At 59.8% G+C, this 21,604-nt stretch carries 21 protein-coding genes; 3 read left to right on the top strand and 18 right to left on the bottom strand.

What is annotated here, in order from left to right:
• Positions 1–30 precede the first annotated feature (30 nt).
• Together ACX5K5_RS05790 and ACX5K5_RS05785 are read right to left on the bottom strand one after the other, a co-directional pair.
• Positions 31–942, bottom strand: coding sequence for a co-chaperone YbbN (locus ACX5K5_RS05790; RefSeq protein WP_096256452.1), 912 nt, complete (start codon positions 940–942; stop codon positions 31–33).
• On the bottom strand, positions 942–2,705 hold the full coding sequence (locus ACX5K5_RS05785) for a hypothetical protein (RefSeq protein WP_459175149.1): 1,764 nt from the start codon (positions 2,703–2,705) through the stop codon (positions 942–944). Before ACX5K5_RS05785 ends, ACX5K5_RS05790 begins: the two co-directional genes overlap by 1 nt.
• 159 nt (positions 2,706–2,864) lie before the next feature.
• On the opposite strand from ACX5K5_RS05785, the gene ACX5K5_RS05780 reads away from it, so the two are divergent.
• Positions 2,865–4,268 (top strand): AI-2E family transporter, encoded by a 1,404-nt coding sequence (locus tag ACX5K5_RS05780; protein WP_459175148.1) that lies wholly within the window; start codon positions 2,865–2,867, stop codon positions 4,266–4,268.
• A gap of 30 nt (positions 4,269–4,298) precedes the next feature.
• Here ACX5K5_RS05780 and ACX5K5_RS05775 read toward each other — a convergent pair whose 3' ends face one another.
• Positions 4,299–4,649, bottom strand: a complete 351-nt coding sequence (locus ACX5K5_RS05775) for an Rv1322 family protein (RefSeq protein WP_096256450.1) — start codon at positions 4,647–4,649, stop codon at positions 4,299–4,301.
• A 91-nt stretch (positions 4,650–4,740) separates the two neighbouring features.
• Here ACX5K5_RS05775 and nucS point away from each other — a divergent pair, with 91 nt between their 5' ends.
• Both nucS and ACX5K5_RS05765 read left to right on the top strand, forming a co-directional pair.
• A complete protein-coding gene (nucS, locus tag ACX5K5_RS05770; protein ID WP_096256449.1) occupies positions 4,741–5,436 on the top strand; it encodes an endonuclease NucS in 696 nt (231 codons plus the stop codon).
• A 9-nt stretch (positions 5,437–5,445) separates the two neighbouring features.
• Positions 5,446–6,654, top strand: coding sequence for an N-acetylglucosamine-6-phosphate deacetylase (locus ACX5K5_RS05765; protein ID WP_459175147.1), 1,209 nt, complete (start codon positions 5,446–5,448; stop codon positions 6,652–6,654).
• Positions 6,655–6,749: 95 nt separating this feature from the next.
• On the opposite strand, the gene ACX5K5_RS05760 is transcribed toward ACX5K5_RS05765, so the two are convergent.
• The 15 genes from ACX5K5_RS05760 to rho form a co-directional block, all read right to left on the bottom strand.
• Positions 6,750–7,178, bottom strand: coding sequence for a DUF2550 domain-containing protein (locus tag ACX5K5_RS05760; RefSeq protein WP_096256447.1), 429 nt, complete (start codon positions 7,176–7,178; stop codon positions 6,750–6,752).
• 8 nt (positions 7,179–7,186) lie between these two features.
• Positions 7,187–7,456, bottom strand: coding sequence for a F0F1 ATP synthase subunit epsilon (locus ACX5K5_RS05755; protein WP_096256446.1), 270 nt, complete (start codon positions 7,454–7,456; stop codon positions 7,187–7,189).
• 2 nt (positions 7,457–7,458) lie between these two features.
• Positions 7,459–8,904 carry a F0F1 ATP synthase subunit beta gene (gene atpD, locus ACX5K5_RS05750; RefSeq protein ID WP_096256445.1) on the bottom strand — a complete coding sequence of 482 codons (1,446 nt, stop codon included), beginning with the start codon at positions 8,902–8,904 and terminating at the stop codon, positions 7,459–7,461.
• Between the two features lie 38 nt (positions 8,905–8,942).
• A complete protein-coding gene (locus ACX5K5_RS05745; RefSeq protein WP_096256444.1) occupies positions 8,943–9,836 on the bottom strand; it encodes a F0F1 ATP synthase subunit gamma in 894 nt (297 codons plus the stop codon).
• 78 nt (positions 9,837–9,914) lie between these two features.
• Positions 9,915–11,552: a F0F1 ATP synthase subunit alpha gene (gene atpA / locus ACX5K5_RS05740; RefSeq protein WP_096256443.1), complete on the bottom strand. Its 1,638-nt coding sequence runs from the start codon at positions 11,550–11,552 to the stop codon at positions 9,915–9,917.
• A gap of 132 nt (positions 11,553–11,684) precedes the next feature.
• A complete protein-coding gene (locus tag ACX5K5_RS05735; RefSeq protein ID WP_096256442.1) occupies positions 11,685–12,497 on the bottom strand; it encodes a F0F1 ATP synthase subunit delta in 813 nt (270 codons plus the stop codon).
• Complete coding sequence (locus tag ACX5K5_RS05730; protein ID WP_096256441.1) at positions 12,497–13,051, bottom strand: F0F1 ATP synthase subunit B; 555 nt, start codon at positions 13,049–13,051, stop codon at positions 12,497–12,499. Before ACX5K5_RS05730 ends, ACX5K5_RS05735 begins: the two co-directional genes overlap by 1 nt.
• 82 nt (positions 13,052–13,133) lie before the next feature.
• Positions 13,134–13,346 carry an ATP synthase subunit C-like protein gene (locus tag ACX5K5_RS05725; RefSeq protein WP_096256440.1) on the bottom strand — a complete coding sequence of 71 codons (213 nt, stop codon included), beginning with the start codon at positions 13,344–13,346 and terminating at the stop codon, positions 13,134–13,136.
• Positions 13,347–13,449: 103 nt separating this feature from the next.
• A complete protein-coding gene (gene atpB, locus ACX5K5_RS05720; protein ID WP_346059007.1) occupies positions 13,450–14,241 on the bottom strand; it encodes a F0F1 ATP synthase subunit A in 792 nt (263 codons plus the stop codon).
• A gap of 286 nt (positions 14,242–14,527) precedes the next feature.
• Entirely contained in the window at positions 14,528–14,962 is a 435-nt protein-coding gene (locus ACX5K5_RS05715) for a hypothetical protein (protein WP_096256438.1), read from the bottom strand.
• Positions 14,963–15,109: 147 nt separating this feature from the next.
• The gene (locus tag ACX5K5_RS05710) at positions 15,110–16,228 is read right to left on the bottom strand and encodes an MraY family glycosyltransferase (RefSeq protein WP_096256437.1); all 1,119 of its coding nucleotides are present in this window, start codon (positions 16,226–16,228) and stop codon (positions 15,110–15,112) included.
• Positions 16,225–16,911, bottom strand: a complete 687-nt coding sequence (locus ACX5K5_RS05705) for an L-threonylcarbamoyladenylate synthase (RefSeq protein ID WP_459175146.1) — start codon at positions 16,909–16,911, stop codon at positions 16,225–16,227. Before ACX5K5_RS05705 ends, ACX5K5_RS05710 begins: the two co-directional genes overlap by 4 nt.
• Positions 16,912–16,941: 30 nt before the next feature.
• Entirely contained in the window at positions 16,942–17,850 is a 909-nt protein-coding gene (prmC, locus tag ACX5K5_RS05700; RefSeq protein ID WP_443443779.1) for a peptide chain release factor N(5)-glutamine methyltransferase, read from the bottom strand.
• Positions 17,813–18,889 carry a peptide chain release factor 1 gene (gene prfA, locus ACX5K5_RS05695; protein WP_096256434.1) on the bottom strand — a complete coding sequence of 359 codons (1,077 nt, stop codon included), beginning with the start codon at positions 18,887–18,889 and terminating at the stop codon, positions 17,813–17,815. Before prfA ends, prmC begins: the two co-directional genes overlap by 38 nt.
• Positions 18,890–19,039: 150 nt before the next feature.
• A complete protein-coding gene (gene rho, locus ACX5K5_RS05690) occupies positions 19,040–21,511 on the bottom strand; it encodes a transcription termination factor Rho (protein WP_443460002.1) in 2,472 nt (823 codons plus the stop codon).
• Positions 21,512–21,604 lie beyond the last annotated feature (93 nt).

Here is a 21,604-nt window from a genome sequence, read left to right as displayed (position 1 = left end):
TCGCCTCTACGACGGGTAAAGCTGCACGGGTTAGAAGAGCACGCGAGATAATTTCTGGCGCGAAGCTGCCACGCGCGGATCGGCGTTGCCGATCACCGCATACAGTTCAATCAACCGACGACGCACACGCTCACGGTCCTCATCGGCCAGTCGGGAAATCAACGTAACCAACCGCGCGAAGGCGTCTTCCACATGCCCGCCGACCAAATCCAGGTCGGCAACGTTGAGCTGCATGTCAAGATCATCGGGGTTCGCTGCCGCCGCGGCGCGCGAATCGTTCAAATCAAGATTTGCCGTACGCGAAAGCAAACGCACCTGATACACGCCCACCTGCGCGTCGTGATCATTAGGCTTTTCGGCCAAAGCTTCGAGGTATGCGGCCTCCGCGGCCGCATAATCACCGGCGTCGATCGCATCCACCGCCTTCTGATGCAACGGCGGCAGTTCTGCTTCGCCGCTGTCACCGGAGAACGCCGGAACGCTCCCGCCAAGCCCCTGCTGCGTCGCCAGTTCGGCCAGCTGGTTGAGCACCTGGTCGATCTGTTCGGCAGCTGCCGGACCTTGGAACAAAGGCACCGGCTGCCCGTTGACCAGCGCGATCACCATCGGGATCTGCTCGGCGTTGAAGGCCTTAGCGATATTTGGGTACTTCTCCGCGTCGACCACACCGAGCACCATCTTGCCGGCACGGCGATCGACGAGGGTTTTGAGCGCAGCATCAAGATCGACCGAAACCTGCACGCGCGGCGAGCCCAGGGAGACGATCGCCGGAACCCGCTGAGACAGGGCAACAAACGGCTGGAACGCGGCCTCATCAAGGTTCATCGTCCAGCTGGCAACTGTCGCAGCCGCGCTATCTGACTCGGTGGCCTGTGGCCCGGAACTTGCCAGCGCGCCGAGGTCGATGGCTCCGCGCGCGGAAGGGATATGTGGTTCAGTCATTAGTTTTCCTCCACCTGCTTGACGCTCAGCAACGAAACCTCGCTGGCGACCAGCTGAATCTTGTCGTCGTTACCGGATGCGGGGATGTACATCATCACCGGTTCGGCGTACGTGATCTCTACGTTACCGTTTGAGGTGCTCGATCCAAGCAGCTTCTTGGTCAGCTCGTCGGCGCTCTCCAATGGGTCGGCATCCTCGGTGCGTTCAAAGACTGCCTTCTGGTTCAGTCGACCGGTGACGATCGCCCCGCCATCGGGAGTGGAAACCACCGTGGTGTCCTTATCGGTGACCGTGCGCGAGTACTTCACCTTCGCCTCCTTGGCATCCTTCTGCTCGGTCTTCTGCCCGGAGTGGATCGCCTTAATAAATTCGGATTCCGCGAAGTTGTCCTTGTGCTTGGACTTTTCGTTGGTCAGCACGTCGGCCAGCTGCGTCAGCGCGTCTTTTGGCTTCACCTTCAGCCCCTCGGCATTGGCGTCGAGCTGCGTCACCGATGGGTCACCGACCGCAATCCCGGGGAAGGTTGAGTTCGGCAGCATCTGCGCCGCGAAGGTGAGCTTGTAGTTATCCCGGGCACTGTTCTGTTGCAGGGTCAACGCGATTGGCAAGGTGGCCGGATCGGAATCCTTCGCGGTCACCACGGTGATCACGCGCGGGAACTTCGCCTCGGAGCTATTAGGCACCGCGGCCGAACGAATGACCGAGGTCTTCAGCGCCAGTGGCTTAGCGATCTTGATCTTGTCGTTGAGGATGTCGTAACGCTTGGTGCGCAGGTCCTTAAAGGCACCGGAGGCACGCGAGTCCAAATCCTTCTTGGTGTTCTTCTCGTCGGCCTTGCCGATCTGCTTCTCCACGTCGCTGAGCACGCGCTGCAGCTGTTCTTCGGTGAGTACCGGGTAGCTCGGCTTTTCCTCCGCAGTAGATTCCGAAGGTTTTGCCGAGGCCGACGCAGATTCAGAGGCCGACGCAGATTCTGAGGCCGACGCAGATTCAGAGGCTTTTGGCGAGTCCGATGGCTTATCGCTGGTCGGCGCCATCGGTACGCTAATTCCGCTCACCGCGAGGGCCAGCACCGCGGCAACCGCGAGCGAATTCTGCTTCGTCGGTCCGTTCATAGTATTTGCTACCGCGGTTTCTGCCCGACGCCCGGAGTTAGCCGATTTAGCCGGCTTGATCACGCGCATCACCAGCAGTGCCACACCGAGTACCAACAGCAGTGCACCGATGATGATCAGTGGCAACGCCCATGGCATGGCGTCATCGTTGGCGTAGGTCACCGAGATCTCACTGGGCGCCGCCTTGGTGCCGTCGGCTGCCAGCAGCAGCGACCAGTCACCGTCATCCGGGGCGGTCCAGCGGTAGGTCATCGTGCCGTCGGCCTTCTGCGAATCGAAGAACAGGTCATCTCCTGCGGGGTTCGGAGTCTTCTTCTCCCCATCGATGCGCTCGGCGATCAGCTGATGATTTTCGCGATCCACACCGGTCAGCTCCACGTGGGCAGCGTCGCCCACCCAGGCTTCCACGTCATAACTGCGCGCCAGCGAGGCGGTAAATTCGCCCTTGCCGGTGATCACCAGCTCCACCGGCTCGGAGCCCGGGTTCTGCACCGAGGGTTGAATAACCGTCAGCGGCGACTCTTCCTTAAACTCTGGCATGCTTGCGGTGACCGTTTCGGGCGGGGCCCAAAAGGTCTTCTGTCCGATGCCTACTACCAGGGCAATTGCCCCCAGTAGGATCGCGATCACGGAGATAACTTTTCGCACGACTTCACCTATTCGCCAACGGTCACAGCTGTTCTTTCACAAGTCTAACGAGTCCTTAGCCCCAATGGTTCCGAGAACAGACTGTGAACTGCCTCAAATGCACATGTCGGGGTGTCATAGAGCACTTTGTCACGCTCGCCGAGCGGTATGCTCAGTGCCATGGACAGTAATCAGTCGCCCGATCAGCGCGGCGATGCGGCAAAGCACCACGCCGCACAAAGCCCGGCCAGCGAACCGGCACACCCCACACAGTCCGCCACACCCTCCGGGCAGCCGCCAATCCCCAAAGCTAGCGGCCCGGCGCCCGGCTCGCCTCACGCATCCCCGGCCACCGGCGCGCATTCCCACGGCTCATCACCGCGGCCCGCAGCCGAGGCAGATCCCGAAGATCCCGCCGAGAGTCGTTCTGCCGCTACCCGCTGGGCGCGTCGGCTCTCGCGCACGGTCAACTCACTGTTCAAAGCCCCGAACCACCCCGGTGCACTTGATGAACTACCCGAGAGCGAAACCGATACTCCCCAGCCGATCCCTGCGTTACACCCGATCTCCATGGGATTTCTTGGCACCATCGGCGTCGGCATCGCGCTGGCCGGCTACTACCTGCTGACAAATGTCGGCTCGCTGATCACCTGGATTTCGATCGCGCTGTTCATCGCACTGGGCCTTGACCCGGTGGTGCGCTTCCTGATGCGCCGCGGACTGAACCGTCCGCTGGCGGTGACCAGCACAATGGTGGGCCTGCTCGCAATTTTTGGCGGCTTCATGGCGCTGATCATTCCTACCCTGATCGCGCAGATCACCCAATTCATCTCCCGCGCCCCGGAGATCGTGGATAACTTCTTAAACAGTGCCTGGGTCAAGCAAATCGACGCGCAATACGCGGTCTCGTCGCGCATTAATACCGAGGTGGAACGCTTCTTTGGCGATTCCGGCGCGGTCACCAATGTATTCGGTGGCGTCTTGGGCGTGTCGCAGACCGTCGCGCAGTCGATGTTCGGGGTACTGATCGTGCTGGTGCTGGCGATCTACTTCCTCGCCTCGCTGCCGGGCATGATGTCTTTCTCGCTGCGCCTGGTCCCGCGTTCCAAGCGCAACCGCGCCGATCAGATCATCACGCGCATCACCCGCTCGGTGGGTAATTATGTGATGGGTCAGGCCAGCGTCGCGGTGCTCAACGCCCTGGTCGCGCTTATTTTGATGACACTGCTGAAGGTCCCCTTTGCGGCCTTGCTGACCCTATTGGTCGCGATGCTCGCCTTCATTCCGCTGGTCGGAGCGGTGATCGCCGGGGTCTTGGTCACCCTGGTCACGCTCACCCTAGGCTGGCAAACCGCGCTGATCTACGCGATCTGCTACTTCGGTTACCTTCAGGTCGAGGCGTACTTCATCTCCCCGCGCATTATGAACAAGGCGGTCGCGGTCCCCGGCGCGGTCGCGGTGATCTCGGTAATCGCCGGCGGCACACTGGTGGGCATCACCGGCGCGCTGATGGCCATTCCGGTCGCCGCCAGCGCCATGATTTTGCTGCGTGAGGTGTTCATCGCCCGCCAAGACCGGCTTTAATGTCCGATCCGTGCGCACACCGGGCACATCTCAGTACCGGTAGGAGCGCGATTCCCAGCAGTTCGGGTGCCAATGCCGACGGTTTCCGGCCGCCGCCTCATCACCGGACCAATGATCGGCCCGCCAGGTCACCAGGTGAGCCACCCCGGGGGTAATCGGCCGATGACAGCCCGGGCAGGTATAGGTTTTTTGCGCGTTCAGCGGGGAAACCTTGCGCACATGCCACTGCCCATCGGGGGCATCTTGCAACTTTGCCACCCCGTAGCGGGCGCGCTGCATCCAGTCATCTTCCGCGCCCTGATCACGGGTTGGCCCCGCGGATCGCGACCTGGATTTTGCGGCGGGTCCGCTGGAGCGGCGTGGACGGTTCGAGCGTGGCATGCCTTTAATCATGCCGTATCGCCGGCCTCGCAGACGAACTGCGCGCAGATCGGGTCGCAAACCTCGCCGGCTTAGCGGTAGGCTTGATCGCGTGCGTTTAGTGGTTGCAAAGTGTTCAGTAGATTACGAGGGCCGTCTTCGAGCCCACCTCCCCCTAGCTACCCGGCTGATTATGGTCAAGGCCGATGGTTCGGTGTTGATCCACTCCGACGGCGGCAGTTACAAGCCGCTGAACTGGATGAATCCGCCGCTGGTATTACGTGAGGCGAGTCCCGATGAGGACGCCGCCGCACTTGGCGCGCTCAGCGTCTGGAACGTCTCCAGCGCGAAGACCGATGACAAGCTGACCATTTACTTCCACTCCATCGAACACGATTCGGCCCACGAGTTGGGGACCGACCCGGGGCTGATCAAAGATGGTGTGGAGGCCGATCTGCAACGCCTGCTGGCCGAACAGATCGAACTTTTGGGCACCGGGCACCGGCTGGTACGCCGCGAATATATGACCGCGATCGGCCCGGTAGACATCCTGGCCCGCGATGCTTCGGGCGCCGCGGTGGCCGTGGAGCTTAAACGCCGCGGCGACATCGACGGGGTGGAACAACTCACCCGGTACCTAGAACTGCTCAACCGCGACCCGCTGCTCAAGCCGGTCACCGGAGTCTTCGCCGCCCAGCAGATCAAACCACAGGCGCGCACCCTGGCCGAGGACCGCGGAATCCGCTGCCTGACCCTAGATTACGATGCAATGCGCGGAATCGATGACTCTTCGGGCAGACTCTTCTAAGCTAGGTACATGAATACCGCTTCGCGTTACGCCATCTTCGCCACGCTCATCTCCGACGGGCAGAAAATCAGCGATGGCGCACTGGCCATCGAGGACGATCGCATCCGTTTTGCCGGTAGCCGCGATGACTGGCTCACCCAGTCCGACGCCGACCAATTCCCCGAGCACCCGGTGCCACTCGGTTCCATCCTGATCCCCGGGCTAATCGACCTGCACAACCACGGGGCGCTGGGCGCGGACTTCGCTAACCCGGAACACGGACAGGTCTCCGACGCCCTGGACTACCTGCACCGCGCAGGCACCACCACGTTGCTGGCCTCATTGGTCACCGCCGAACCGGCAGAAATGCTGCGCGCCGCGGAAATCCTTGCCGAATTCGCCGAGGCCGGAAAGATCGCCGGCATCCACGCCGAAGGTCCGTTCCTCTCCGAGGCCCGCTGCGGCGCCCAAGACCCACGATTCCTGCGCGATCCGGATCCAGAATTTATCGACGAGTTGATCTCCGCCAGTCGTGGCCAGCTGCGCACGATGACCTACGCACCCGAACGCCCTGGCAGCGAGGAGCTCATCGAACAGCTAGTCGCACTCGGTGTGGTGCCCTCACTGGGCCATACCAACGCCAGTGCGCAGGTCACCGCCACCTCACTACAGTTCGCCCGCGAACAGCTTCAAAACGCCGGCGTGGATGGTTTCACCGAAAAGCCGACCGTCACCCACCTGTTTAACGGCATGCCCTCGCTGCATCACCGTAAGCCGGGTCCGGTAGCCGCCTGCCTGGAAGAAGCCGCGCGAGGCAACGCCTACCTCGAATTGATCGCCGACGATGTCCACCTGTCCCCAGAGACCGTGCGATTGGTGTTTAACCTCATCGGTGGCCACCGTGTGGTGCTGGTCAGCGATTCGATGTCCGCTACCGGACTTTCCGACGGGCAGTACACCTTAGGCCCGGCCAAGGTCACCGTCAGCGACGGCCAAGCCCGCCTTGCCGACGGTTCGCTGGCCGGGGGCACCGCCACGCTACTTGAGGTGTTGCGCTGTACGGTCAGCGCCGGTATCGCGCTCACCCGCGCGGTCGAGTCCGCGACCTCCATCCCCGCCTCGCTGATCGGCCTGGCCGACGAGGTAGGCTCGCTGCATTACGGTTTCTGCGCCGATGTGGTGGTACTCGACGCCCAGCTGGAGCTGCACCAGGTCATCCGCAACGGCCAGGTACTCTAAAACAAAATTACCCCCACGCAAAAAATCCCGTCGCATAACACCTAATAGGTGCCATGCGGCGGGATTCGTACTGCGGGTGGGCCCCGCAGAAAAACTTAGATTTGCCAGCTACCGGCGATCGGCCCGGCTTCAAGCCAGGCGGAAAAACCGGTGTAGTCACGGTAATCCATGGCCAGTTCCCGATCTTCGCCGGCCTGTACCAGTTGCACGATGATAAATCCCGGGGGAATTAGCATCGCTTCGTTCGCCGTTGGCCGGCGCCAGCCATTGAGGTCTAGTCCGTGGCGCTGCAGTACAAAACGCGGCACCGGGGAGACAGAGAAAAACCGCAACAGATCCACATGTCCCCCGCCGTAGCGGGCGATCACCATCATCCACCGGCCTTTCGGCGTGAGGATGGAGGCGTCGAAGGTGCCCAGCGTGCGCCGCAGTTGAATGCGGCGCACGGCCATGGCCCCGAAGAACAGCACGATGCACGTCAAAACGAGCAGTGCGAGCAGAACTGGTGCGGTTATCTCAATCAATGGTTCGCCTACGCTGCGGTACCAATCACAGCGTTATCGGCGACGATCACTACGCGGTCCGAATCGACTGAGAAGAATCCTCCGTCGATCTGCACCGTGAAGCGAGCTTCGGAAACTGGAGCGATTTCCAGATCCCCAGAGGCAAGCACCGAAAGCATCGGAACGTGACCGGGCAAAACGCCGATCTCGCCGTCAACCGACCGTGCCTTGACCAGCTTCGCAGCGCCGGACCACACGAAGTGATCCGCCGCAACGATTTCTACCTGAAGCTCAGCCATAATTAGCTGGCCTTCTGGATTTCGGCCCACTGGCGCTCGACGTCGTCAAGACCGCCGATGTTGAAGAACGCCTGCTCTGCAATGTGGTCCAATTCGCCATCGGCGATGGCCTTGAAGCCTTCGATGGTGTCCTTGATGTCCACGGTCGAACCCTCAACACCGGTGAACTGCTTCGCGGTGTAGGTGTTCTGCGAGAGGAACTGCTGCATACGACGTGCACGGGCGACAACAATCTTGTCTTCTTCGCCCAGTTCGTCGATACCCAGGATCGCGATGATGTCCTGAAGTTCCTTGTTCTTCTGCAGAATCGCCTTCACACGGATGGCGGTATCGTAGTGATCCTGTCCGATGTACTGCGGATCCAGGATGCGCGAGGTCGAGGTCAGCGGATCGATCGCTGGGTACAGACCACGCGAGGCGATTTCACGCGACAGCTCGGTGGTTGCATCCAAGTGAGCGAAGGTTGCTGCTGGAGCCGGGTCGGTGTAGTCATCGGCCGGGACGTAGACTGCCTGCATCGAGGTGATCGAGCGGCCCTTCGTCGAGGTGATGCGTTCCTGCAGCAGACCCATTTCATCGGCCAAGTTCGGCTGGTAACCCACGGCCGAAGGCATGCGGCCCAACAGGGTCGACACCTCGGAACCGGCCTGGGTGAAGCGGAAGATGTTGTCGATGAACAGCAGCACGTCCTGGTTCTGCACATCGCGGAAGTATTCCGCCATGGTCAGTGCCGACAGTGCCACGCGCAAACGAGTTCCAGGTGGCTCATCCATCTGGCCGAACACCAAGGCGGTGTCCTTCAGAACGTTGGCTTCTTCCATTTCGACCCAGAGGTCGTTACCTTCACGGGTGCGCTCGCCCACACCGGCGAATACCGAAGTACCACCGAAGTTACGTGCAACACGGGTGATCATTTCCTGGATCAGCACGGTCTTACCCACGCCTGCGCCGCCGAACAGACCAATCTTGCCACCCTTGATGTAAGGGGTGAGAAGGTCGATCGATTTGATGCCAGTTTCCATCATCTCGGTCGAACCCTCAAGGTCCGCGAACTTCGGTGCTGGGCGGTGGATTGGCCAGCGCTCGGTGACCTGAATCTCCGAGTTATCAACGTCTAGGGCATCGCCCAATACGTTGAAGATGTGGCCCTTGACGCCGTCGCCTACTGGGACGGAGATCGAAGCGCCGGTGTCCTTCACCTGGGCACCGCGAACCAGGCCGTCAGTGGCCTGAAGCGATACCGCACGGACCAGGCCCTCACCGAGGTGCTGGCTGGTTTCGAAGGTAATAGTTTTGGTTACACCGTTGAGGGTTAGCTCTGCGGTGAGTGCGTTGTAGATTGAAGGCAGTGCATCGGCAGGGAACTCGACGTCCACGACCGGGCCAATCACGCGGGCAATACGGCCGGTGGCCCCTGCGGTAACCTGCTCGTTGATTTGGGCAGTCATCTTTCTCACTTCTTATCTGGTCGGAGAGAAACGGAAATTTAGCTGTCCAGCGCGTCTGCGCCGGCAATAATTTCCGAAAGCTCCTGGGTGATTTCAGCCTGACGGGCGTTGTTAAGCAATCGCGTGAACTTCTTGATCAGTTCGCCGGCGTTGTCGCCTGCAGCCTTCATCGCGCGCTGACGTGCAGCAAGCTCCGAGGCTGCGGACTGCAGCTGGGCATTGAACAATCGAGAATCGATGTATCGCGGAAGCAGTGCGTCCAGCACTTCTTCCGGCGATGGCTCAAACTCGTACAGTGGCAAAAGCTCGTCGGTTGGAGTCTCGGAATCATCCTCGACAACCTCCAACGGCAACAGACGGATGACCGTCGGTTCCTGCGTAACCATCGACTTGAACTGGGTGTATACGACGTGGATTTCGTCCACGCCACCCTGCTCGTAGTCGGTGGCGAAATCCTCTAGGAGGATATCGCGCAGCTCGCGTGCGGTTTCGAAACGCGGAGAATCGGTATCCCCGGTCCACACTCGCTCATATCCGCGTGAACGGAAATCGAAGTAAGCCTGAGCCTTGCGGCCGACCAAATAGGTCTTGACTTCCTTACCATCCTCACGCAGGAGTTCCACGAGGTGCTCAGCCTGCTTCAGAACGCTGGCGGAGTAGGACCCGGCAAGTCCTCGGTCCGAAGTCATCACCAAAACGGCTGCCCGTCGAACCTGTGCAGGCTCGGTGGTCAGTGGGTGTTCGACATCGGCCTGGGACGCGACGGCGGTTACTGCACGGGTAATCGCATTGGCATACGGCAATGAAGCCGAAACACGCGTACGTGCCTTACCAATGCGGGATGCAGCAATCAGTTCCATCGCCTTGAAGATCTTGGCCATCGACTTAGTCGATCCGATCTTCTGGCGGTAGACCCGAATCTGGGCTCCCATGTGTGTCCTTTCCTTATTCCCTACGTTCGGGGTGTGGCGCCGCTAGCGACGCCGCACCCCAAAACGTGAAGGAAATTGTCAGCGCTTCTGCTTGACGATCTTTTCCTGGTCAACGGACTCGGCATCGAGAGCGTCGTGCTCTTCGTGTCCGGCGGCGACCAGCTGGTCATCACCGTCACCGAAGAATCCGGCCTTGAAGTCTACAACCGCAGTCTTCATGGCTTCCAGAGTCTCGTTCTCCAGCTTGCCGGTCTGGCCGATCACGTTCAGTACCTCGGTGCGGTGACGCAGGTAGTCGATGAATTCAGCTTCGAAACGCTGAACATCTTCCACTGGTACATCGTCGAGGTAACCGTTGGTGCCCGACCAGATCGAAACGACCTGATCTTCAACCGGGTACGGGGTGTACTGACCCTGCTTGAGCAGCTCCATCAGACGTGCACCACGGGTCAGCTGCTGCTTGGAAGCAGCATCCAGGTCCGAGGCGAACATCGCGAAGGCAGCCATGTCGCGGTACTGAGCCAATTCAAGCTTCAAAGTACCGGAAACCTTCTTCATGGCCTTGACCTGTGCCGAACCACCCACGCGGGACACCGAGATGCCCACATCGACGGCTGGACGCTGGTTAGCGTTGAACAGGTCCGACTGCAAGAAGATCTGACCATCGGTAATCGAGATAACGTTGGTCGGGATGAACGCGCCTACGTCGTTAGCCTTGGTTTCGATGATTGGCAGACCAGTCATCGAACCTGCACCGAGCTCGTCCGAAAGCTTGGCACAACGCTCAAGCAGACGGGAGTGTAGGTAGAAGACGTCGCCTGGGTAAGCTTCGCGTCCTGGTGGACGGCGCAGCAACAGCGATACCGCACGGTAAGCTTCAGCCTGCTTGGACAGATCATCAAAGACGATCAGAACGTGCTTGCCACCGTACATCCAGTGCTGGCCGATGGCCGAGCCTGCGTAAGGTGCCAGGTACTTGAAGCCTGCTGGGTCAGATGCTGGGGACGCCACGATCGTGGTGTATTCCAGTGCACCCTTATCTGCGAGGGTCTGACGAACGGCAGCGATAGTCGATGCCTTCTGTCCGATAGCCACGTAGATGCAGCGAACCTGCTTGGTTTCGTCTCCGGTTGCCCAGTTGGCGCGCTGGTTCAGAATGGTGTCAACCGCAATAGCGGTCTTACCGGTCTGGCGGTCACCAATGATCAGCTGACGCTGGCCACGGCCGATCGGGATCATGGCGTCGATAGCCTTCAGACCGGTCTGCATTGGCTCGTGCACGCTCTTACGCTGAGTGACACCTGGTGCCTGAAGCTCCAAGGCACGACGGCCTTCGGCTTCAATTGGGCCCAGGTTATCCATTGGCTCACCCAGTGGGTCAACCACGCGGCCCAAGTAGCCGTCGCCGACTGGAACCGAAAGGATCTCGCCGGTGCGCTCGACCTTCTGGCCAGCTTCGATGCCGGTGAAGTCACCAAGCACAACAACACCGATTTCGCGGGTGTCAAGGTTCTGGGCTAGGCCCAGGGTGCCATCAGCGAATTTCAGCAATTCGTTGGCCATGACGGAAGGAAGACCTTCCACCTTGGCGATGCCGTCGCTCGCGGCGACGACGCGTCCCACCTCGGTACGCTCTGCCTTACCCGGTTCGTAGGAAGATGCGAACTCGTTTAGGGCATTACGGACGTCGTTGGCATTGATGGTCAAATCGGCCATCTGCAGTCCCTGCTCTCCTAAATTGTGACTCGTGTCTGAAAAGAAAAGATACGAATCGAATGTGAATGAAGTCTGTTGTGGTCCTGGTAGCTAGGACATTGGATTCGGGATTACTCCCGGTTCCAATGAGACCTAGCTAGCCAGGGCGCGGCGCAAGTCGGCCACGCGTGATGCCACGGAAGCGTCGACAACTTCGTCGCCAACCTTGACCACCAGTCCACCGACCAGCGATGGGTCGGTGGTGGCATTGAGCTTAAGCTGACGACCGTAAAGCTTGTTCAGGCTGGTCTCCAGACGCGATAGCTGAGCCTCAGAGAGCTGCACAGTGCTGGTCACCGAAGCGATCCAACGCTGCTGGCGCTTGGCCACGAGCTCAACAAAACGTGCAACCAAAGCTGCTGGCTTCAAACCGCGAGGGTTTGAAACAGCCTGGGAGATCAAAACCTGCGCGGTCTGCGACGCGTTAGGCACGAGCTTGAGCGCCAGTGCACGCTTAGCCTCGTCTGGGGCCTGAGCATCATCCAACGCACGCTGCAGCTCGTGGTTAGCACGAACTACCTCGATGAAGGAGAACAGATCCTGCTCCAGCTTGTTCAGCCCATTAACGCCGTCCTGCTGCTCGGCTACCGCGGAGACCGCGGTAACTGCCAGCGTTTCGAGCGCATCGCTAATGTCGCGTTCCGAGCTCCAGCGGGTGGAAGCCAACTGCGCAACGGTAGCCTCGGCATCAGCCGAAACCTTTCCGCGCAAAAGCTGTGCCAGAAGGCCTGCCTTATCGGCAACTTCACGGGCTGGATCAGTCATTGCGCGGCGAAGACCGGCATTTGCATCCAGTACTTCCAGGACCGCGAACAGTTCCTTTGGCAGATCAATAGATGCCTGTGCCAGCTTGGGTTCTAAAAACTCCAAAGCCTTTGCTAGTGACTCGCTCGATACACTTGCCATTAGTTCGATGCACCTGCGTTCTGCTGAGCTTCTAAATCGGTCAGGAACTGATCAACCACGCGCTGTGCACGGGCGTCGTCCTTGAGAGCTTCGTCAACTACCTTGCTTGCAAGCTCGGTAGCCAATACGCCCACGTCGGTGCGGAGCGAAGTCAGAGCAGCAACGCGCTCTGCCTCAATCTGACGGTGCGACTGCTCGGTGATACGAGTAGCCTCATCGGTTGCTTTGGTCTTCAGATCTGCAAGGATCTGAGCGCCTTCGCTACGAGCTTCCTCACGGATGCGGTTGGCTTCCGTGCGGGCTTCGAGAAGCTGAGCCTTGTACAGTGCCAAGGTCTCTTCTGCTTCTTTCTGCGCTGCTTCAGCCTTCTCCAGGCCACCTTCGATCGCGGTGACGCGATCTTCATAGGACTGCTCGAACTTCGGAGCAATTACCTTGATGACGATGAACAGAAGGACCGCGAAACCAACGCCCGTGACGAGAATCTCCCACGGGTTCGGCAACAACGGGTTAACCGATTCGCTCGCAGCGAGGATGAAATCAGTGCTGTTCATTCTCACTATTCCTTATCTACTAGTTTCCGCTTTGTGTGTACGCCTCGCGATAGTGGCGAGGCCACTACAAGTTGCGAAAAGACTAGGCGCCGACGACGAAGGCGAAGACCAAGCCCAAAATTGCAAGTGCTTCAGCAAGTGCGAAGCCAAGCATTGCGATTGGCTGCAGGATGCGCTGTGCTTCTGGCTGACGTGCAACACCATTGATGTAAGCAGCGAAGATCATGCCAACGCCGATAGCCGAACCAATTGCAGCCAGGCCGTAGCCGATCATATTCAGGGAGCCATGCAACATGTGATTATGTTCCTTTCAAGATACCGGGCTTTTGCCGGTAGGTTGTGAGGTATTCCTTGAGCGATTCAAGGAAGATCTTTAGTGGGTGGAAGAAGTGTTGGCCTTAGTGGGCGTCGGCTTCAATTGCACCCTGGAGGTAGATCGCGGTCAGCAGGGTGAAAACAAAGGCCTGCAGGACCATGATCAGAAGTTCCAGGAAGTACATTGCGACCGATCCGAGGATGACCAAGACGCCAAGACCATTCATAGCCAAGGAATCCTGAACAACAATCAGGTGACGAGCACCGGAAGCTGCCAACATCACGATCATGTGACCGGCCAGCATCGTTGCCATCAAACGCAGCGAGTGCGTCAGCGGGCGAACGATGAAGTTAGAGATGATTTCCAGTGGAATCATCAGTGGCATGATCCAGCCCGGAACACCGGACGGAACGACGGCCAACTTGAAGTAGCGAATACCATGGTTTTTCAAACCTACGGCAATCCAGGTGCCGTAGATGATGATGGCCATCGCATATGCAGAACCAGCGTGTGAGAACGATGGAATCTGCAGGAATGGGATTGCTCCGAAGAGGTTATTCAGCAGGACGAAGAAGAAGGTCGCGAACAGCAGAGGAATCCAAGGACGGAAGTTCTTCTCACCAATGATGTCGCGGCCAATTCCGTTACGCACGAAAGCGTAGCCGGACTCGGCGAGGTACTGCGTCTTGCTTGGAACCAGCTTCGGGTTCTTGATGGCCGCGGTGAAGAACCAAGTAATGAGCACGATCGAAAGTACGATCATGAACATCTGCTTGCCGAAACCGGTTCCGTACTCAGCGAACCACGGGAAAATGTCCGGGAGGTGAGTATCGGATACGGATGGCGGAATAAATCCGCCTTCTTCTGAGGCCATTGGGAGCGCAAACGCGAACAACGCGCTGTCCTCTCTGCAGTAACGGTCACGGGCAAAAGGCGGTGACTGGCGGTAACTGCCTCTCACCGTGTGAAGAAAAAATCAAACGGGTTACATCGGAGTTTTTGCGAAACGCATCGACGCTGATGAAGTGCCATCCTCAGGTTGCCCCAAGGATGCCAGTCATAGACGGCCGATCACCGTTAAGCAACCCACCAAAAATGACCCGTAGTAAGCTTATCAAACTCACAGCTCGCCCCAGACCTAAAGACTGGTGGCACTATGTCTATGCTTCGTTGTAGATGGCAAGACGTGTCTTCATAAAGGCACGAATCTCACCGGTCTGCCAGGCAACGAGGCTGACTGCAGCTGCAAGCACGAATCCCTGTCGATTGACCCAGTCAGGCAATCCCAGGTTCAACAGCAAGAAGGCAATACCAAATACCTTGATGACGAAAGTTCCCAGAAACGCGGGCATGGCCCACGTGCTGCGGAATCGTCCGGCGGCCTCAGCAATCAAAATGCTGACGGCGAAAAAGCCGATCACTAAGCCGTAAGCTAAAGCCCCGGACAGTGCATATCGCAAATCTGCAAACAACCACGAAATCAGGAAAAATGCGGCCGCTGCGATCAACGAGTACAGCATGGAGATACCAAGAATTGGTAGCCAGATGGATTTCGGAGCGGCAGAGACGACAACGCGAGCCGAATGTGAATTCATGGCCGCACTCTCCCTCTAGTTCGCTGTCAAAGATCTATCTGCAACCGAATAATGCTGATGAAACTCATTACCCCCGCGCAGTATAAAACTACTTGGGAGATGATCCGTAATGAATTCTACACGAGATAGAAACTGATTGCTTGGGAATTACTTGTCAAGCCTTCTTCGCAGATTCACAAAACGAACCGAGACCAACGGCCACCAGGTCAGCAAAGCGGCGCCAATGACCAGAATTACAATGATTGGGATCAACACCGCAAGCGGGATGAACGCGATCAAAACCACCGTGGCAGCAACCAAAGCGGCCCAAACATAGAGCAACACCACACTTTTGCGCACCGAGTGGCCTTGGGAGAGCATCCGGTGGTGAATGTGCTTGGAGTCAGGTGAGAACGGTGAGCGCTTGTTGAGTAGCCGGCGCACCACCGACAGGCTCAGATCGAGCACCGGCAAGAAGACGATCACCATCGGCAAGACCATCGGCATATAGGCCGGCACGTTGCGGAAGCGGTGCGCGTCCAGCCCCTGCACGTCTCCGGTGACGGCAATTGCAGAGACCGAGAGAATCAGCCCGATGGTGAGCACCCCGGTCTCCCCCATGAAGATATTCGCGGGGTTAAAATTATGTGGCAAGAATCCCAAACAAGCGCCGAGTAACAATGCGCAAAGAAGCGCGCCGACATTGGCGTAGTCATCGGCGCTTACATGGGTAGCCAGGATGTAGGAGTAGATAAAGAAGGTGGCCGCGCCGATGGCTGCGAGCCCGGCGGCGAGTCCGTCGAGCCCGTCGGAGAAGTTGATCGCGTTCATTGTCAGCACGACCAGAAAGACCGTGAGGGCGCCTTGCACCCACGGTTCTTCGATTCGCCAGGTACCTACCGGCAAGGATCGGATCACTAGCCCATGCGCGGCGATCACGATGCCGATCACCACCTGGCCGGCGGCCTTATAGTACCAGCGCAGATCTCCGACATCGTCCCAGAGGCCGAGCACGGCGATCAGGATCAGCGCGATCCCGACTCCACGCAGCGGGTCCGAGTTCTCAAAGACCCCGGAGAAGAAACTTAGTTGGCTGGCCAGCCAGAGTCCCGCGCCGAAGGCGATCATGATGCCCAGGCCACCAAATTTCACGATCGGTGCCTGGTGCTGGTCGCGTTCGCGCACCAGTTGTCCGCGGATAAAGCGTTCTCCCACCGAACGAATCATCGGGGTGAGCAAAAATGCGGTCGCGAAGCTAAACGCGATCAGTACGACGTAGCTTCTCATGCGTCCTGATTCGGCGTGTCAGGCTTCGCGGGGAGAATATTGGGCACTACCACGCGCAGCTCGTCGATGTCGATCGCTCCCGCGCGCACCACCACCAGGGTGTCCCCGGTGGCATCGACGATGGTCGAGGGCAAGGTGCTTTCCGCCTCGTCGGTGGCACGCGAGCCGCCGTCGAGGTACACCTCAACGCTGTCACCCAACTGGGCGATGGCCTCTTCTACGGTGGTGGCAGCCGGCTGACCGGTGCGGTTTGCCGAGGAGACCGCCAGCGGTCCGGTGGCGCGCAAAAGTTCTAGCGCGGTTTCATCGTTGGGTACACGCAGCGCGACGGTGCCGCGGGTCTCCCCCAGATCCCAGGTCAGCGAGGGCTGAGCGGGCAGGATCAGGGTCAGCGCACCGGGCCAGAAAGCGTCGGCAAGTTTGCGCGCGTCATCGGGGATGTCGCGGGCCAACCCATCCATGGTGGCGACCTGTGCGATCAGCACCGGAGGTGGCATATTTCGTGAGCGCCCCTTGGCCGCCATCAGCATCGCTACCCCCTGAGGGCTGAACGCGTCGGCGCCGATCCCGTACACGGTATCGGTGGGCAGCACGATGCAACGCTTCTCACCTAAGGTGGCTTTTGCTGCGGCGATCGCTGCCTCGCGCTGCGCTTCGGTGCTAACCAAGTATGTTGTGCTCACGGGTTTATTCTTTCATGCGTTGAACGGTTATTAGGTCAGCGGGGCCAGCGCGCTGGTGGCTCGCGGACGACCACTGAGGTCAAGGTGTCCAGTAACCTGTGTGAATCCGAGTTCGATCAGCATGGCCGCGGCGCTTGCGGCTTGCACCTCGGCGTGTTCCATCACGTAGAGTCCCCCGCCGCGCAGCAGGCGTTTGGCTTCCGCGGAAACTAAGCGCGGGATCTGCAGCCCGTCCTCGCCCAAACCGTAGAGCGCCATCTGCGGGTCATGCTCGCGCACTTCTTGTTCGCGTGGCACCGCATGAGGCGGAATGTAGGGCGGGTTGGAGATCACCAGGTCGATGCTGCCGTGCAATTGCTGCGGTAGCGCCGAGGCGTCCTGATGAAGCACGGTGACCCCATAGGGCTCACAATTTGCGCGGGTGTAGCTAATGGCCTCGTCGGATAGTTCCACCGCCCACACCTGTGCTGATCTAAGTTCCGTGGCCAACGCCGCGGCGATCGCCCCGGAGCCCGAACACAAATCTACACAGCGTGAACCTTGTACATCGCCGAGGAAGTCCAGTCCGACCTGCACCACGGTTTCGGTTTCCGGACGCGGAGAGAAGACCCCGGGGCCAACTTTCAGCGTCAGGTAGCGAAAATACGCTTCACCGGTCAGGTGTTGCAACGGAATACGCTGCGCACGCCGATTCACAAGGTCCAGATATTGTGCGTACTGCCCCTCGGTGAGGCTCTCCCCGCGCAGTTCGCGCAGTTTGAGCTCCGCACGGCTATCGCCGGTCACAAAACTCAGTAACAGGTCCGCATCAACACCCGGCGAGGGAACCGCCGCTTCGCTAAGTTGCGCGGCGGCGGTGCGCCGGGCGGTATTCAGTTGCTCCACAAGAATCCGCTGGCGCTTACTGCTCGCCCAGCGCTGCCAGGCGCTCTTCTTCATCCATCTGGATGCAGGATTCGATCACCGGCGCCAATTCGCCGTCCATCACCGCGTCAAGGTTGTACGCCTTGTACCCGGTGCGGTGATCGGCGATGCGGTTTTCCGGGTAGTTGTAGGTGCGGATGCGCTCGGAACGGTCCATGGTGCGGATCTGGCTGGCACGCACGGCCGAGTTCTCTTCGTCGATGATGGCCTGCTGGTGGGCCAGCAAACGCGAACGAAGCACACGCATCGCGGCTTCACGGTTCTGGATCTGCGACTTTTCGTTCTGCATGGCCACCACGATGCCGGTAGGCAAGTGGGTTAGGCGCACCGCGGAGTCGGTGGTGTTCACGGACTGCCCGCCGGGGCCCGAGGAACGGTACACGTCGACCTTCAGATCGTTCGCGTGGATGTCGACCTCTTCGGGCTCGTCCACCTCGGGCAGCACCAACACGCCGGCGGCCGAGGTGTGGATGCGGCCCTGGGACTCGGTCTGCGGCACGCGCTGCACGCGGTGCACGCCGCCCTCGAACTTCAGCTGCGCGTAGACGCCTTCGGCCGGATCATTCGACTTGCCCTTGATCGCCACCTGGGCGTCCTTGTAGCCGCCCAGATCGGACTCGTTGAAGGAGATCATCTCCACCTTCCAGCCCTTGTGCTCGGCGAAGCGGGTGTACATGCGCAGCAGGTCTGCGGCGAACAGCGCCGCCTCGTCGCCGCCTTCGCCACCCTTGACCTCTAGAATCACGTCGCGTGCGTCGTTGGGGTCGCGTGGGATCAGCAGCCGGCGAAGCTTTTCTTCCAGCTCCGGCAAGGTGACCTGCAGGCTCGCGACTTCCTCGGCGAAATCCGGGTCCTCGTCGGCCATTTCCTGGGCGGTTTCCAGATCTTCGGTCGCCGACTTCCAGCGGTTATATGCGTCGACGATACCGTTGAGCTGCGCCGAGCGCCGGCCGAGCTTGCGGGCCTTAGCCTGGTCGGCGTAAACCGCTGGGTCTGAGAGCTCCGCCTGAATCGCGGCGTGCTCCTGAAGTAGCGTCTTGACGGATTCAAACATAATCGCTGTTCTTCCTGTTCTGCGGTGCCCGGCTCACGGATCGTGTGTCGCGGACTCTCTAAGTCAAAGTCTAAGTGGTGTGACGCGCCGATGGCGTCCAGGCGGTCGGCGTGAATGCCAACTGCCTGAACGCCATGGCGGTCAGCGGTGCTAATCCTTGGTGGGGGTGGTCTTGTTGACCAACATCAAGAATTCAGCGTTCGATCCGGTCTCGCGGATCTTTCCGGTGAGTACTTCCAGTGCCTGCTGTGGTTCGATGCCCGAGAGCATCCGGCGCAGACGCCACATGATGCGCACCTCTTCGGCGCTCATCAGCTGCTCTTCACGGCGGGTGCTCGACTCGTTGACGTCGACCGCTGGGAAGATGCGCTTGTCGGCGAGCTTGCGCGAGAGGCGTAGCTCCATGTTGCCGGTGCCCTTGAACTCCTCGAAGATGACCTCGTCCATCTTGGACCCGGTCTCCACCAGTGCGGTAGCCAAGATGGTCAGCGAGCCACCGTTTTCGATATTACGTGCGGCACCGAAGAAACGCTTCGGTGGGTACAGCGCGGCCGAATCCACACCACCGGACAGGATACGTCCGGAGGCAGGGGCTGCCAGGTTGTAGGCACGGCCCAGGCGGGTCATCGAGTCCAGCAGGACCACGACGTCCATGCCCATTTCCACCAGGCGCTTGGCACGCTCGATGGCGAGCTCCGCGACGGTGGTGTGGTCATCGGCCGGACGGTCGAAGGTGGAGGCAATAACCTCACCCTTGACGGTGCGCTGCATGTCGGTGACTTCCTCGGGACGTTCGTCCACGAGCACCATCATCAGGTGCACCTCTGGGTTGTTGACGGTGATCGCGTTCGCGATAGCCTGCAAGATCATCGTCTTACCGGCCTTTGGAGGCGACACGATCAGACCACGCTGGCCCTTACCGATCGGAGCGACCAGGTCGATCACACGAGGACCGACCAGCTTCGGATCGGTTTCCAGGCGCAGGCGCTCGGTCGGGTACAGCGGAACGAGCTTGTTGAACTCGACGCGTTCCATATTGTCTTCAGGCTTTTTGCCGTTCACCGAGGTCAACTGCACCAGCGCGTTGAACTTCTGGCGTGGGTTCGGGGTCTCGCCATCACGCGGCGCACGCACGGCGCCGACGATCGCATCACCCTTGCGCAGGTTGTACTTCTTCACCTGGCCCAGGGTCACGTAGATGTCGTTGGTACCTGGCAGGTAGCCGGAGGTGCGGACGAACGCGTAGTTCTCCAGCACGTCCAGGATGCCTGCCACCGGCAGCAAGACATCGTCTTCGCTCAGCTGTGGCTCGTCCAGGTCATCGCGGCGGTTGCGACGGTTGCGGTTGTTGCGATCATTACGATCGTTACGGTCACCGCGGTCGTTCCGGTCCCCGCGATCATTACGGTCGTTGCGGTTGCGTTCGCGACGGTTGCGGTTACGCTCGGTGCGCTCTGCATTACGGTCGTTGCGATCGTTGGAGCGGTCCTCGGAGTCCTGGCCGCCCTGCTCATCGTTACGATCGTTGGTACGCTCGTTGCGGTCATTACGGTCGTTGTTTCGCTCGTTGCGCTCATTACGATCGTTGTTTCGCTCGCGACGCTCGTTGGAGCGCTCACGGCGATCGTTGCGATCGTTGGAACGATCCTCGGAATCCTGGCCGCCCTGCTCATCGTTACGCTCAGCATTACGGTCGTTATTACGATCGTTGTTGCGGTCGTTGTTACGCTCACGACGCTCGTTGGAACGCTCACGGCGATCGTTGCGATCATTGCGATCGTTGGAACGATCCTCGGAATCCTGGCCGCCCTGCTCGTCGTTACGCTCAGCACTACGATCAGCATTGCGATCGTTGTTGCGGTCGTTATTACGTTCACGACGGTTCGAGTTGCGATCGCGACGGTTGCCACGTTCGCGACGCTCATCGCGTGCCTCACCGGACTGCTCGGTCTCGGCAGCACCGTTCGAAGTAGCCTGCTCAGCTGGTGCTTGCGCCTCAGAGCCGGTGTTTTCGCTGGTTTCTGGCTGCTCAACCTTGGCGCGTGAATTACGACGCTGACGGGTAGCGCGAACCGGCTCTGCGTCAGCCTGTGGCGCTTGCTCGGTCTGCGGTGCCTGTGACGCCTGGGCAGCTTCGGTGTTTTCGGCCGATGCCGGAGCGTTGATCTTGCCCGAATCGGTCACGCGGCGCGAGGTGCGACGAGCGCGCACAGGCTTTTCGGCCTGCTGCGCGGCTGGGGCCGGGGCTTCGGTCACGGCAACGTTTTCGGTTGCTGCTGGCGCTTCGGCTGCCTTCGGTGCCCGACGACCGCGGGTGGCCTTGGCCGGTGCCTTGGTCTCGGACTTCGCCGGAGCCTGTGCGGTTTCGGTCTGCTGGGTAGCAGGTGCCGAAGCGGTTTTAGCCGATTCCTTAGCTGCGTCCTTCGCGGCAATGGAGCCGCCACGCTGATGATCGCCAATGGACTTCACCAGGTCGGCTTTGCGCATGCGCGAGCCGCCGGTGATGCCGAGCTGGGAGGCCAGCTGCTGGAGCTGGGTCATCTTCAAAGAGGCCAGGCCGGCGCTCTTGGTTTCGGAAGTCTTGGTGTCCACGCCTTCGTTGAGGCTTGTGGTTTCGGTCACGAAAGTTCCTTCTGACTCGTAGGATGGGCTGGTTCAAACAGACCCACTGTGCCGTTTATATGAGGTGCCACCGCCGGTAAACAGTGGTTGTGA

The organism is Glutamicibacter bergerei (assembly GCF_054495185.1).
The sequence above is the reverse complement of the archived record's forward strand: the minus strand, read 5'-3'. Positions and strand labels throughout refer to the sequence as shown.

Excerpts from the sequence above, each read along its gene's own strand:
- ACX5K5_RS05790 (WP_096256452.1), bottom strand. The coding sequence starts at position 942 with ATGACTGAACCACATATCCCTTCCGCGCGCGGAGCCATCGACCTCGGC.
- ACX5K5_RS05710 (WP_096256437.1), bottom strand. The coding sequence starts at position 16,228 with ATGAGAAGCTACGTCGTACTGATCGCGTTTAGCTTCGCGACCGCATTT.
- ACX5K5_RS05745 (WP_096256444.1), bottom strand. The coding sequence starts at position 9,836 with ATGGGAGCCCAGATTCGGGTCTACCGCCAGAAGATCGGATCGACTAAG.
- atpA (WP_096256443.1), bottom strand. The coding sequence starts at position 11,552 with ATGGCCGATTTGACCATCAATGCCAACGACGTCCGTAATGCCCTAAAC.
- ACX5K5_RS05715 (WP_096256438.1), bottom strand. The coding sequence starts at position 14,962 with ATGAATTCACATTCGGCTCGCGTTGTCGTCTCTGCCGCTCCGAAATCC.
- ACX5K5_RS05780 (WP_459175148.1), top strand. The coding sequence starts at position 2,865 with ATGGACAGTAATCAGTCGCCCGATCAGCGCGGCGATGCGGCAAAGCAC.
- ACX5K5_RS05725 (WP_096256440.1), bottom strand. The coding sequence starts at position 13,346 with ATGTTGCATGGCTCCCTGAATATGATCGGCTACGGCCTGGCTGCAATT.
- ACX5K5_RS05775 (WP_096256450.1), bottom strand. The coding sequence starts at position 4,649 with ATGCCACGCTCGAACCGTCCACGCCGCTCCAGCGGACCCGCCGCAAAA.
- ACX5K5_RS05755 (WP_096256446.1), bottom strand. The coding sequence starts at position 7,456 with ATGGCTGAGCTTCAGGTAGAAATCGTTGCGGCGGATCACTTCGTGTGG.
- ACX5K5_RS05735 (WP_096256442.1), bottom strand. The coding sequence starts at position 12,497 with ATGGCAAGTGTATCGAGCGAGTCACTAGCAAAGGCTTTGGAGTTTTTA.
- atpD (WP_096256445.1), bottom strand. The coding sequence starts at position 8,904 with ATGACTGCCCAAATCAACGAGCAGGTTACCGCAGGGGCCACCGGCCGT.
- atpB (WP_346059007.1), bottom strand. The coding sequence starts at position 14,241 with ATGGCCTCAGAAGAAGGCGGATTTATTCCGCCATCCGTATCCGATACT.
- prfA (WP_096256434.1), bottom strand. The coding sequence starts at position 18,889 with ATGTTTGAATCCGTCAAGACGCTACTTCAGGAGCACGCCGCGATTCAG.
- ACX5K5_RS05730 (WP_096256441.1), bottom strand. The coding sequence starts at position 13,051 with ATGAACAGCACTGATTTCATCCTCGCTGCGAGCGAATCGGTTAACCCG.
- prmC (WP_443443779.1), bottom strand. The coding sequence starts at position 17,850 with ATGAAGAAGAGCGCCTGGCAGCGCTGGGCGAGCAGTAAGCGCCAGCGG.
- ACX5K5_RS05765 (WP_459175147.1), top strand. The coding sequence starts at position 5,446 with ATGAATACCGCTTCGCGTTACGCCATCTTCGCCACGCTCATCTCCGAC.